Annotated in this window: 8 protein-coding genes; 6 read left to right on the forward strand and 2 right to left on the reverse strand. The window is 68.9% G+C overall.

Annotated elements, in window-relative coordinates; all coding sequences use genetic code 11:
• Positions 1-1014: a LacI family DNA-binding transcriptional regulator gene (locus PSV23_RS01970; RefSeq protein ID WP_300465830.1), complete on the reverse strand. Its 1014-nt coding sequence runs from the start codon at positions 1012-1014 to the stop codon at positions 1-3.
• A gap of 107 nt (positions 1015-1121) precedes the next feature.
• On the opposite strand from PSV23_RS01970, the gene PSV23_RS01975 reads away from it, so the two are divergent.
• From PSV23_RS01975 to PSV23_RS01995, 5 genes are read left to right on the forward strand one after another with little or no spacing between them, the layout of a single operon-like run.
• Complete coding sequence (locus tag PSV23_RS01975; protein ID WP_300465831.1) at positions 1122-3182, forward strand: glycoside hydrolase family 97 protein; 2061 nt, start codon at positions 1122-1124, stop codon at positions 3180-3182.
• Positions 3179-4696, forward strand: a complete 1518-nt coding sequence (locus PSV23_RS01980) for an MFS transporter (protein WP_300465832.1) — start codon at positions 3179-3181, stop codon at positions 4694-4696. Before PSV23_RS01975 ends, PSV23_RS01980 begins: the two co-directional genes overlap by 4 nt.
• Entirely contained in the window at positions 4693-5634 is a 942-nt protein-coding gene (locus PSV23_RS01985; RefSeq protein WP_300465833.1) for an alpha/beta hydrolase, read from the forward strand. The genes PSV23_RS01980 and PSV23_RS01985 overlap by 4 nt, the downstream gene beginning before the upstream one ends.
• 10 nt (positions 5635-5644) lie before the next feature.
• The gene (locus PSV23_RS01990) at positions 5645-8032 is read left to right on the forward strand and encodes a glucan 1,4-alpha-glucosidase (protein ID WP_300465834.1); all 2388 of its coding nucleotides are present in this window, start codon (positions 5645-5647) and stop codon (positions 8030-8032) included.
• A gap of 38 nt (positions 8033-8070) precedes the next feature.
• The gene (locus tag PSV23_RS01995) at positions 8071-9093 is read left to right on the forward strand and encodes an NAD-dependent epimerase/dehydratase family protein (RefSeq protein WP_300465836.1); all 1023 of its coding nucleotides are present in this window, start codon (positions 8071-8073) and stop codon (positions 9091-9093) included.
• Positions 9094-9153: 60 nt separating this feature from the next.
• On the opposite strand, the gene PSV23_RS02000 is transcribed toward PSV23_RS01995, so the two are convergent.
• On the reverse strand, positions 9154-11961 hold the full coding sequence (locus PSV23_RS02000) for a pitrilysin family protein (protein WP_300465837.1): 2808 nt from the start codon (positions 11959-11961) through the stop codon (positions 9154-9156).
• 301 nt (positions 11962-12262) lie between these two features.
• Between PSV23_RS02000 and PSV23_RS02005 the strand changes: the two genes are divergently transcribed.
• Positions 12263-13579: an ammonium transporter gene (locus PSV23_RS02005; RefSeq protein WP_300465838.1), complete on the forward strand. Its 1317-nt coding sequence runs from the start codon at positions 12263-12265 to the stop codon at positions 13577-13579.
• The last annotated feature ends 57 nt before the right edge of the window (positions 13580-13636 follow it).

Consider the following 13636-nt stretch of genomic DNA (forward strand, 5'->3'; position numbering starts at 1 on the left):
TCAGCCGCCGCAACTCTCGCGCACGATCAGATCGGTGGGGATCCGCTCCGACCGGCCGACCGAGTCGCCGGGGTTGTCGAGCAGTTTGGACACCAGCAGGCGGCCCGCCTTCATCGTGTCCTGGGCGATGGTCGACAGGGCCGGGCGCGCGTAGCGGCTGAACGGCACATTATCGAAACCGATGACAGACACGTCCTCGGGCACCCGCAGTCCGGCGTGCAGCAGGGCCCGCACCGCGCCCAGGGCGATCTGGTCCGAGGCGCAAACGACGCCGTCGAACTTCACCCCGCGCCGGATCAGGCTGTCGACCGAGGCCTCTGCAGACTCGACCTCGAAATGGGCCTCCATGATCAGGTCGGGATCGACCTCGATGCCCGATTTGGCCAGGGCTTCCAGATATCCGCGATGACGCTGCATGGCTTCGGGCGGTTCGAGATCGCCCAGAAAGACGATGCGCTTGCGTCCCAGCCGGGCCAGATGCAGCGTCGCGCGCCGACCGCCGGCCAGATTGTCCGACCCGACCGAGCAATAGGCCTGGTCCGGCATCTGGGCGCCCCAGACCACGAACCGGCCCTCGGTCTCGGCCAGACGGTTCAGGCTCTGATGCAGGGTGCTCTGGCCCAGGAAGATCACCCCGTCGGCCCGGCTGGTGTTCATCGCCGCCGACAGATCGTCGTAACTGGTCGGCGAAAAATGGCTCATGATCACGTCGCAGCCGCGTTCGCGCGCCGCCTCGCCGACGCCGGCCAGAAGCTCGAGGAAGAAGGGGTCGCTCAGCCGGCCCTCGCGGCCCTGCGGACGGGGTGTGACCAGGGCGATCACGCCGTCGGCGCCGATCGGCCCGGCGGGCATGTAGCGGCGGAACGGATAGTCGTGCTCGCGCGCCAGCTTCCAGATCAGCTGTTTGGTGCGGGCGTTGACGGCCGGACTGTCGTTCAGCGCCCGCGACGCCGTGGAGATCGACACGCCCGCCAATGTGGCCAGGTCTTCCAGACGGGTGTTGCGGCGGCTCAAGCGCGGACTCCGGTCGATATCATGTCTGCAAATTTTGCTGCAAACCTTGCTTGTTCTGCGCTGTTACGGCCGCGCTTGGCAAGTGCCGTTACGTGGAGCGCCCCCGCATGCTGACCCGCCGCTTTCTGATCTCGACCACCGCCGCGCTGGCGTCCCTGCCCGCCGCCGCCAGGGCGCAGGAGACCGCCGCCGTAGTCGGCGCGACCTCGCCCGAGGGCGTCCTGTCCGTCTCGGTGACCGTCACCGGCGAGGGCCGCGCCGAATACAGCGTCAGCCGTCTCGGCCGCCCGGTCATCGCCCCGTCCCGCCTCGGCTTCCTGCTGACCGACGCGGCCAAGCTGGAGCGCAATTTCGCCGTCACCGCCGACGCCCCGACCTCGCACGACGATACCTGGGAGCAGCCGTGGGGCGAGCGCCGTTTCATCCGCAACCGCTACACCCGGCTGCGCGTCCACCTGACCGAGAAAGGGGGCCTTGAGCGGCGCATCGATGTCGTCTTCCGCCTCTATGACGACGGCCTCGGCTTCCGCTACGAATTCCCTGACCAGCCCAATCTGAAGACCGTCAACATCGGCGACGAACTGACCGAGTTCGCCGTTGCCGACTCCGGAACGGCCTGGTGGATCCCCGCCTTCGAATGGAATCGCGAGGAATATCTCTACAACCGCACCCGCATCGAGTCGGTCGGCGTGGCCCAGACGCCCCTGACCGTCCGCACCGACGACGGCCTGCACGTCTCCATCCATGAGGCCGCCCTGGTCGACTATTCCGGCATGAACCTGCGCCGCGTCGAGGGCGGGCGGTTCAAGGCCTTCCTGACCCCCGGCCTGACCAATGCGGCGGTCGAGCTGACCACGCCCTTCACCACCCCGTGGCGCACCCTGCAGATCGCCGACCGCGCCGGCGACCTGGTCGAATCCAGCCTCATCCTGAACCTCAACGAGGCCAATGCGCTGGGCGACGTCAGCTGGTTCAAGCCGATGAAATACGTCGGCATCTGGTGGGAGATGCACCTCGACCTGAAGACCTGGAACTCGGGTCCGAAGCACGGAGCCACCACCGAAAACGCCATCAAACACATCGACTTCGCCGCCGAGCACGGCTTCGGCGGCGTGCTGATCGAGGGCTGGAACGTCGGCTGGGACGGCGAATGGTTCGGCACGGGCTGGAATTACAGCTTCACCCGGAGCTACCCGGATTTCGACATCGAACGCGTCGCCGCCCATGCCCGGTCGAAGGGCGTCGAGATCATCGGCCACCACGAAACCGGTGGCAACGCCTTCCACTACGAGCAGCAACTGGACGCCGCCTTCGCCCAGATGCAGCGGTTCGGCTGGCATTCGGTCAAGACCGGCTATGTCGCCGACGCCGCCGGCGCCCGGGTGCGCGGTCCCGACGGCCAGCCCCGCCTGGCCTGGCATGAGAGCCAGCCGATGGCGCAGCATCACCTGCGCGTCGTCGAAACCGCCGCCAAATACCAGGTCGCCGTCAACGCCCACGAACCGTTCAAGGACACAGGCCTGCGCCGGACGTATCCCAACATGATCTCCCGCGAGGGCGCGCGCGGCATGGAGTTCAGCGCCTGGGGCCAGCCCGGAAATCCGCCCGAGCATGAGGCCAACCTGGTCTTCACCCGCCTGCTCGCCGGCCCCATGGACTACACCCCTGGCGTCTTCGGCATGGAGACCCGCAGCCCCGACGGAATCGCCACCACCTGGGCCAAGCAACTGGCCCTGTATGTGACCATCTACAGCCCCATCCAGATGGCCGCCGACCTGCTGGAGAACTACGAGGCCAACCCCGGCCCGTTCCAGTTCATCAAGGACGTCGCGGTCGACTGGGCCGAGACCCGCATCCTCAACGGCGAGATCGGCGACTACGTCACCACCGTCCGCAAGGACCGCAACTCGGACGAATGGTTCCTCGGCGCCATCACCGACGAACATCCGCGTGTGCTCGACGCGCCGCTGTCCTTCCTCGACCCGGGCCGCCGCTACCGCGCCGAGATCTACCGCGACGCCCCCGACGCCCACTGGAAGACCAACCGCGAGGCGATCGTCATCGAGCAACGCGAGGTCACCGCCGCCGACACCCTCAGCCTGCGCCTCGCCCCCGGCGGCGGCCAGGCCATCCGCTTCGTGCCGCTCGGCCGGGGCCGCCGCGCATGACCGACGCGCCGCCGTCTCCGTCCGTCCGCCCCCGCCTCAGTGGCTGGTCGATCTGGAACATGTGCGTCGGCTTCTTCGGCATCCAGATCGGCTTCGGCCTGCAGAACGCCAACACCAGCCGCATCTTCCAGACCCTCGGCGCCGAGGTCGACAGCCTCGCCATCCTGTGGATCGCCGCGCCCCTGACCGGCCTGCTGATCCAGCCCATCGTCGGCTATTTCAGCGACCGGACCTGGACCCGGCTGGGTCGTCGGCGACCGTACTTCCTTGTCGGAGCGATCCTGACCACCCTGGCCCTCGTCGTCATGCCGCACTCGCCCTGGCTCTGGATGGCCGCGTCGATGCTGTGGATCATGGACGCCTCGATCAACATCACCATGGAGCCGTTCCGCGCCTTCGTCGCCGACAACCTGCCCGAGGAACAGCGCACCACCGGCTATGCGATGCAGAGCTTCTTCATCGGCGCCGGCGCGGTCTTCGCCTCCTGCCTGCCGTGGATCCTGACCGAGTGGTTCGACGTCGCCTCCACCGCGCCCGAGGGCGTGGTGCCGATGGCGGTGCGCATATCCTTCTACGTCGGGGCCGCCGCCCTGCTGGCCGCCGTGCTGTGGACCGTCTTCACCACCCGCGAATACAGCCCCGAACAGATCGACGCCTTCGAGGCCGGACGTGACGCGGACCACGCTCCCGCCGCCGCCCGCTCACAGACGGCATGGTACACGGGCGGCCTGATGTGGGCCCTCGCCGGCTCGCTTGGCGTCGGCGCGGTCGGCGCCCTTGACCTGCAGAAGGAGCTCTACGTCCTCGCCGGGTTCATCGTCGCCTTCGGCCTCATGCAGATGGCCGTCGGGGCGCTCGCCGCCGCCGGCCGCTCCAACGCCCTGACCGACATCATGGGCGACATCTTCGCCATGCCGAAGACCCTGCAAGGCCTCGCCGTGGTCCAGTTCTTCAGCTGGTTCGCCCTGTTCTCGATGTGGATCTACATGACCCCCGCCGTCACCGCCGTGCACTACGCCTCGCCCGACCCGACCTCGGTCGGTTATGGCGAGGGGGCCAACTGGGTCGGCGTCCTGATGGGCGTCTACAACGGCGTCGCCGCCCTCGCCGCCTTCCTCATCCCCGCGATCGCCCACCGCACAGGGGTGAGGGGCGCGCATGCGATCAATCTGACGCTGGGCGCCGCCGGCTTCTTCGGCCTCTTCCTGATCCGCGACCCGGCCCTGCTGTGGATCCCCATGATCGGCGTCGGCTTCGCCTGGGCCTCGATCGTCTCCCTGCCCTACGCCATTCTCGCCAACGCCATCCCGGGCCGGAAAATGGGCCTCTACATGGGCGTCTTCAACATCTTCATCGTCGTGCCCCAGCTGGTCGCCGCCACCATCCTCGGGGCCGTGCTGAACGGCCTGTTCGACGGCCAGCCGATCTGGGCCCTGGTCCTCGGCGGCGTCAGCTTCCTGATCGCCGCCGCCTTCAGCCTGGGGGTCGCCGATCCGAAGGCCAGACCGGCATGAGGCTGGATCGCCGCACCGCCCTGACCGGCCTCGCCCTGCTGCCGCTGGCTGCCCGTGCCGCCCCTGCCCGCGCCGACACCCCCGCCGAAGGCCGCCTCGTCGACTATCGGCAGATGGCCTCGGCCCACGTCCAGCCGCGCGACGTCACCGTCTGGCTGCCGCCCGGCTACGACGCCTCGGAGGCCCGCTACCCCGTCCTCTACATGCACGACGGCCAGAACCTGTTCGACGGCTCGCGCGCCGGCTACGGCAAGGAATGGGGCGTCGACGAGCACGCCGCCCGCCTGTCCGCCAGCGGCCAGATCCGCGCGCCCATCGTCGTCGGCATCCACAACACGCCCCTGCGCCTGCGCGAATACGTCCCCGCCGACCTGATCCGCGCCCTGCCCGACGACATGCGCGCCGACATCCAGGCCGTCTATGGCGGCGAGCCCCTGTCCGACGCCTATCTGCGCTTCATGGTCGAGGAGCTGAAGCCCTTCATCGACCGGACCTGGCGCACCCGCCCGCGCCGCGACGACACCGTCGTCATGGGCTCCAGCATGGGCGGGCTGATCTCGCTCTACGCCCTGATGAAACACCCCGGCGTCTTCGGCGCGGCCGGCTGCGTCTCGACCCACTGGCCCATCCGCATCGACCGGATCACCGACGAGGCGGCGCTGGCCCCCTGGCGCGAACGGCTGGTCTCGGCCTGGACCCGCGTCGTCCGCGACGGCCTGCCCGACCCCCGCAACCACCGCCTCTATTTCGACCGCGGCGACGAAACCCTGGACGCCTTCTACGCCGTCTTCCAGTCGCGCATCGACCAGACGATCCGCGCCGCCGGCTGGGGCCCCGACCGCTTCCGCAGCCTCGTCTTCCCCGGCGCCGAACACAACGAGGCGTCGTGGAACCAGCGCCTCGACGTTCCCCTGACCTTCCTGCTTCCCCCTGCCTGATGAGCCCCCCATGCGCATGATCACCCGCCTCGCATCCGGCGTCGCCCTCGCCGCCCTCGCCGGCTGCGCCACCCTTGACGCCGCTCCGGTCGCGGACACGCCGGCGCCGGTCGTCTCCTCCGTCGCCCCCGGCGCGCCGGGCGACAAACCCACCTGGGTCAACGCCGCCAAGACGGGCGTGGGGGCCTCGTACGAGGCCTATGTCGACGGCCAGTACCGCGACGGCGGCCGCACCGGCGACGTCAGCCGTGTCTGGTTCTCCATCGCCGACGGCGTCCTGACCGAGACCATGTACGGCCTGATCCACGAGGCCCAGATCAAGCAGCTGCGCTTCGCCGTCGTCACCGAAACCGGCCTGTCGGTCGAGGGAACGGACACCACCAGCCGCACGGAATATCTGCATACGGACGAACAGGGCCGGCCGCTGTCGCCGGCCTACCGGGTGATCACCACTGACAAGCAGGGCCGGTACGAGATCGAGAAGCGGATCTTCACGGACCCGGACAATCAGTCGCTGGTCGTCCGCGCAACGATCCGGGCCCTGAAGTGCGACGTCACCCCGTATGTCCTGCTCGAACCGCACATGGCCAATACCGGCGTCGGTGATTCAGGCGAGGCCCAGCGCGGCGCGCTGTACGCCTTGGAAGGCGATGTCCATCTGACGCTCCGGCCGACCTTGCCATTCGATACCGCCAGCGTCGGCTTCGTCGGCGCGTCTGACGGCCTGACCGATCTGGCCGACGGTCGCCTGGACCAGGTCCATGACACCAACGGCAACCAGCCGGGCAACATCATGTTGACGGGCGGCTTGCCGCGGCTGGGGCCGAACCAGTCGTTGAGCCGCGACTTCGTCATCGGCTTCGGCTCAACCCGGACGGCCGCAAGCAGCGCCGCGAACCGGACCGTGGCGACCGGCCTCGACGAGGTCCTCGCCCGCTTCAACGGCGAAGGCGACCGCATTGGCTGGGAAGACTACGTCGCCTCCCTCACCGACCTGCCCCGGATCGCCGAACAGTCCACCGACGGCGGCAAGCTGGCGTACGCCTCGGCGCTGATGCTCAAGGTGCAGGAGGACCGCACCCACGCCGGCGCCCTGATCGCCTCCCTGTCCAACCCGTGGGGCGACACCGTCGACGCCACGGAATCCTCGACCGGCTACAAGGCCGTCTGGCCGCGCGACTTCTATCAGGTGGCCATGGCCCTGATGGCCCTGGGCGACGCCGAGACGCCGGTCGCCGCCTTCCGCTACCTGCCCCAGGTCCAGGTCCGCGCCGACACCCCCGGCAATACTGGCGCCACCGGCTGGTTCCTGCAGAAGACCCACGTCGACGGCCGGATCGAATGGGTCGGGGTCCAGCTCGACCAGACCGCCATGCCCATCATGCTGGGCTGGAAGCTGTGGAAGGCCGGCCGCATCGGGGACGCCGAACTGGCGGCCATGTACGTGCGGATGATCAAACCCGCCGCCGACTTCCTGGTGGACGGCGGCAAGGCCGGCCTCCTGTGGAACGACCGCCAGATCACGCCGCCCTGGACCCAGCAGGAGCGCTGGGAGGAGCAGGAGGGCTATTCCCCCTCCACCACCGCCGCCGTCATCACCGGCCTGACCGTGGCCGCCGACATCGCCCGCGCCTCGGGCGATCCGGCCTCCGCCGCCCGCTATCTCGCGGCCGCCGACGACTATGCGTCAAAGGTCGAGGCGCGGATGTTCACCACCGCCGGCGAATACGGCGACGGCCGCTACTTCCTGCGCCTCAGCCGCAACGAAAACCCGAACGACAAGCTGCCGCTGGGCGAGAACAACGGCCAGCCCGCCATGCCCGAGGACCGCATCATCGACGGCGGCTTCCTCGAACTGGTCCGCTACGGCGTGCGCGCCGCCGACGCCCCCTCGATCACCGCCAGCCTGCCCGAATATGACGACCAGCAGCGCGAGGCCCGCTTCCGCGTCCGCTACGACCTGAACGGCGTCCCCGGCTTCCGCCGCTACGGCAATGACGGCTATGGCGAGAACACCGATACCGGCGGGAATTACGGCGTCGGCGGCATGACGCCGGGCCAGCGCGGCCGGGTCTGGCCGATCTTCACCGGCGAGCGCGGCCACTATGAGATCGCCCGCGCCTCCGCCGATCGCGCGCCCGCCGCCACCTTCGACGCCATCCGCCGGACATACGTCGCCGGCATGGAGTCCTTCGCCAACGACGGCCTGCTGCTGCCGGAACAGGTCTGGGACGGCGTCGGCGACGCCACGCCGCACGGCTACCAGCCCGGCCAGGGCACCAACTCCGCCACCCCCCTGGCCTGGACCCACGCCGAATACATCAAGCTGCTGCGCTCCCTCGCCGACCGCGCGGTGTGGGACCGCTATGCCCCGGTGGAAGACAGGTACGCGCGCTGACGCTGGCGCGCGACGACGGGCGGGGCTAACGAAGCGGCATGACCGCACGCGGCCCCGTTCTCGTCACCGGCTCCGCCGGCTTCATCGGCTTCCATGTCGCAAACCGCCTGCTGGCGCGCGGCGAGACGGTGATCGGCCTCGACAATCTGAACAACTACTACGACCCGGCGCTGAAACAGGCGCGGCTCGAGCGGCTGCTGACCCAGCCCGGTTATCGCCATCACACGCTGGACCTCGCCGACCGCCCCGGCATGGCCGCCCTGTTCGCCCTGGAGGCGCCGCGCCGCATCGTCCATCTCGGGGCCCAGGCCGGCGTGCGCTACAGCCTTGAAGCGCCCGAGACCTATGTCGATTCGAACGTCGTCGGCTTCCTCACCGTGCTGGAAGGCGCCCGGGCGGTGAAGGCCGAGCATCTGGTCTTCGCCTCGACCAGCTCCGCCTTCGGGGCCAACGGCGCCCTGCCCTTCTCGGTCAAACAGGGGGTCGCCCATCCGCTGACCGTCTATGCCGCGACCAAGATCGCCAATGAGGCGATGGCGCATTCCTATTCCCATCTGTTCGGCTTTCCCTCGACGGGCCTGCGCTTCTTCACCGTCTACGGACCGTGGGGTCGCCCGGACATGGCGCTGTTCAAATTCACCAAGGCGATCCTCGAGGGACGCCCGATCGACGTCTACGGCCACGGCGAGATGGAGCGGGACTTCACCTTCATCGACGACATCGTCGACGGCGTCGTCGCTGCTCTGGACCATCCCGCCGCCGTCGATCCTGAATGGAAGGCCGAAAGGCCTGACCCGTCCACATCCGGCGTCGCCCCGTGGCGCGTGCTGAACCTCGGGGCCGGCCGGCGCGAGCCGCTGATGCGCTACATCCAGGTGCTTGAGGACGCGCTGGGCCGCAAGGCCGAGCTCAACCTGATGCCGGTCCAGGACGGCGACGTGACCCGCACCGAGGCCGACGTGTCCGAGACCCGCGAAGCCCTCGGCTACGCTCCATCGACTGCCATCGACGTGGGTGTGAAGCGTTTCGTCGACTGGTACCGCGACTTCTATCGGGTCTGAGACGCGAAAAGGGCGAGGCCGTCGCCGGCCCCGCCCTTCCCGTAACCCGGTGACCAGTCCCTACTGGACCGGACGGCCGTGGATATCGACCACCTGCACGTCGGCAAACCCCAGCGCCCGGATCTTCGGTTCGATCGACGCCCGATCGCCGACCACCACCCAGGTCGTAGGCCCGGATCCGACCACGGCCTGCGCCGCCACGGCGGCCTGGGCCGCGGTCATCGACCCGACCGTTCCGGCGTAGGTGTCGTAATAGTTTTCAGGCACGCCCCAGACGACCATGTTCTGCAGTTCGCCGACGATGGCCGCATTGGTTTCCCAGTTGCCCGCCAGCCCCTGGACCATATTGGCCCGGGCCGCCTGGATTTCCGCATCGGTCAGCGGGCGCGAGCCCACGACCTCGGTCAGTTCGCGGCGCAGCTCGGCCAGGCTCTCGGCCGTCTTGTCGGACTGCACCCCGGCGCTGACCGAATAGATCCGGTCGCCGCGACCGAAGGGCACGCCGCCGCCGGCGCCATAGGACCAGCCCTTGTCCTCGCGCAGGTTCATGTTGATCCGGCTGGTGAAGGCGCCGCCCAAGGCGGTGTTCATCGTGTCGATCGACGCCTCGGTGACGGGATCGAAAGCCGGTGCGATGCGGCCGGCCACGATGGTCGACTGCGGACCGGCGCGGTCCACGATCAGGATGCGCGGCTGGCCTGACGGCTCGGGCGCGTCGGCGGGACCCGGTCGGGCCGGCATGGGCGTCGATGGAGCCCGCCATCCGGCGAAAGCCCGCTCCAGCTTCGGCGTCAGCTCGGCCAAGGTGGTGTCGCCGACGACGACCAGGGTCGCATTGTCGGGCCGGAACCAGGTCTCGTGCCAGGCCTCGACGTCGGCCGGCGTCAGGGTCGCGACCGTCTGTTCCGTGCCCGAACCCGGGCGGCCATAGGGGCTGGCCGGGCCGTACATCTCGCGGCTCAGGACCCGCGAGGCGATCGCGCCGGGATTGCGGTTCGACTGCTGAATGCCGGCGATCTGCAGGGTCCGCGTGCGCTGGAAATCCTCCGGCCGGAAGGTCGGGTTCCGGATCACATCGGCGTACAGGTCCAGCGAGGGATCGAGGCGGGCCGACAGGGCCGTCATCGTCACGCTGGTCGAGTTCGTCCCCGAACCGGCGCCCAGGGTCGCGCCCAACAGTTGCAGGCGGTCGCTGATCTCGATCGCCGTCAGATCGTCGGTGCCGTTGGTCATGACCTGGGGCGTCAGCTGGGCCAGGCCAGCCTTGTCGTCGGCGTCGACCACGGCGCCGGCGTCGAGGATCAGGTTCATGCTGACGGTCGGCACGCTTTCGCGCCGCACGAACATGACCTTCATCCCATTGGACAGCTGGGCCCGTTCGATGGTCGGGAACACCGCCTCGGGCGCCGGCCCGACCGCCGGCACGCCGGCGGAACGGTCCACGCCCGCCGCGACCGAATAGTCGGGGAAGGGCAGCACCTCCAGCGAATAGCTGCCGTCGGTCAGCCAGCGGCGGCCCGCCTCGGTCAGATTGTTCGGGCGGGCGTCCACGACCCGCTGATAGCTGGTCCGCCACGCCGCCGGATCGTCGAAGAAGACCTGGGATTGCGCCAGCAGGTCGGACTTGCCGCCGAAGCCGCCGATCCGCTCCAGCCCCCGGATATAACCGGCCGCCGTCTGGGTGCGCACCCGCTCCAGCTCCTCGGCGGTCGGCCCGTCGCGCAGCAGGCGCGCCATCTCCTCGTCGACGATGGCCTCGATGCGGTTCAGGTCGCCGCCGGCCTTGGCCGTGGCCGTGACGATGAACTGGCCCGCGATCTGGCGTCCGCCCGCGCCCGCCGAAACGGCCGTGGCCAGCTGGTCGTCGATGACCAGCCGCTTGTAGAGACGCGACGACCGGCCCGACGCCAGAACGCTGCCCAGCATGCCCAGATAGTCGGTATCGGCCTCGCCCGACGGGGTGACGTTCCAGACCTTGTAGAGACGCGGCTGGCCGACGCGGTCATACATGACCTCGCGCTGGGCCCCGACCATCGGAACGACCATGCGGCGCGGCTGGGTCACCGGTGGGCCCGAGGGGATGTCGCCGAAATAGCGCTCGACCTTCTCGCGCGCCTGTTCCGGCGTGATGTCCCCGGCCAGCACGATCACGGCGTTGGCCGCGCCATAGTAGTCGCGGAACCACTGCTGCACGGTCGGAAGGTCGGCCGCGTTCAGGTCGTCCATCGAGCCGATGACGGTGTGGCCATAGGGGTGCTCGTCGGGCCAGGTCGCGGCCGTGATGGCGTTGAAGACGCGGCCATAGGGCTGGTTCTCGCCCTGGCGCTTTTCATTCTGCACCACGCCGCGCTGCTCATCGAGGCGCGCCTGGTCGATGGCGCCCAGCAAATGGCCCATCCGGTCGCTCTCGAGCCAGAGCAGGGCGTCCAGCGCCGAAGTCGGTACGTTCTGGAAATAGTTGGTGCGGTCGGTGTTGGTGGTGCCGTTCTGGTCCGTGGCGCCCAGCAGTTCTGTGCCCTTGAAGAAGTCGGTGTTGTAGTTCTCGGACCCGTTGAACATCAGGTGTTCGAACAGGTGGGCGAAGCCCGACCGGCCCTCGGGCTCGTTCTTGGAGCCGACGCCGTACCAGATGTTGACCGCCACGATCGGAGCCTTGCGGTCCTCGTGGACGATCAGGGTCAGGCCGTTGTTGAGAACGAATTTTGTGAACGGGATGTCCACGTCCGGCAGGGGGGCCAGACGTTCCTGGACAGCTGGCGGGGCGACGGCCGGCGGAGGCGTGGCGACGCTCCCGGCATGGGCCGCCGTGGCGATCAGCAGGGTCGTGGCGACCCCTCCAAGCAAGGCGAGACGGCGGGCGTTGCGCATGATGTATCCCCCTGGAATTGTGACGGCGGCGAATGGCCGGAAGGAAGTGACACCCGGACAGCCCCCGCGCGCAATATGTGAATCATTGCAACTCTGTAATGAGTATCGCAGGTGCAACACGCACCGGTCAGTTCGTGCCCATGAACCCCCTCCAGACCCGCCGGAACGCAGCGCTACCGATGCATATTGCACCGCACACGAAATGATTTGCCTTGTGCGCTGCAATAGCCTCCTATCCGTATCCGCGGCGTCGAACGCGGTTCGGGCCGCGCCATTCTGACCTTCCGGACCGGACCCGCGCATGACCGCCCGCCTCCTCCTCGCCGTCCTCGCCGTCGCTTTCTCCGCGGCGCCGGCCCTCGCCGCCGCGCCGGAACCCGCGCTTCTGGCGCACCAGGCCCCGCTGGTCCTGAACGAGGCCGCCTCGGCCTGGATCCTGACCTCGACCGCCCTGGTCCTGCTGATGACCCTGCCGGGGCTGGCCCTGTTCTACGGCGGCATGGTGCGGCGCAAGAACGTCATCGCCACCATCGCCCATTCCACCGCCGCCCTGGCCATCGTCACCGTGCTGTGGTTCGTCGTCGGCTACAGCCTGTCCTTCGGCTCCAGCGGCCCGGCGACCAACGGCTTCATCGGCGGCCTGCAGGCCGCCTTCCTCAACGGCGTCACGCCCGCCACGGCGCATAGCCTCGCCCCCGGCCTGCCCGAATTCCTGTGGATCGCCTATCAGCTGACCTTCGCCATCATCACCCCGGCCCTGATCGCCGGCGCCTTCGCCGAGCGGATCAAATTCTCCGCCTCGATCCTGTTCTTCTTCCTCTGGCACCTGCTGGTCTATGTGCCGATCTGCCATCAGGTCTGGGGCGGCGGCTGGATGGGCTCGCTGGGCGTGCTCGACTTCGCCGGCGGCGCCGTGGTTCACGTCAACGCCGGGATCGCCGGCTTGGTCGCCGCCCTCGTCCTCGGGCCGCGTCACGGCCATGGACGAGACAATATGGCCCCGCATAATCTGGCCTTCACGGCCATAGGCACGGGCCTGCTGTTCGTCGGCTGGCTGGGCTTCAACGCCGGCTCGGCCTGGGCCGCCGACGGCATCGCCGCCGTCGCCGCCCTCAACACCATCCTCGCCGCCGCCGCCGCCGCCATCGGCTGGACCGCCGTCGAGTGGATCGATCACAAACGCCCGACCCTGCTGGGCCTGCTGTCGGGCATCGTCGCGGGCCTGGTGGGGATTACCCCCGCCGCCGGTCTGGTCGATCCCAAGGGCGCCTTCATCATCGGCATTCTCGCCGGCCCGGCCTGCTACGCCGGCGCCGTCTGGCTCAAGCGCGCCTTCAAATACGACGACAGCCTCGACGCCTTCGGCGTCCACGGCGTCGGCGGCATCGTCGGCGCCCTCCTGACCGGCGTCCTCGCCACCGCCGCCATCAACCCCGCCGCCGCCAACGCCAATCTGCTCAACCAGGCGATCGGCCTGGTCGCCGTCATCGCCTGGAGCGGCATCGGCACCTTCCTCATCCTGATGATCTGCAAATTCACCGTCGGCCTGCGCGTCGACAAGGAGTCCGAGATCGAAGGTCTGGACTACACGCAGCACGGGGAGACGCTGCATCCGTAGACGAGTGGCTAGTGGCTAGTGGCTAGTGGCTAGTGGCTAGTGGCTAGTGGCTAGTGG

The organism is Brevundimonas sp. (genome assembly GCF_029946145.1).
GTDB lineage: Bacteria > Pseudomonadota > Alphaproteobacteria > Caulobacterales > Caulobacteraceae > Brevundimonas.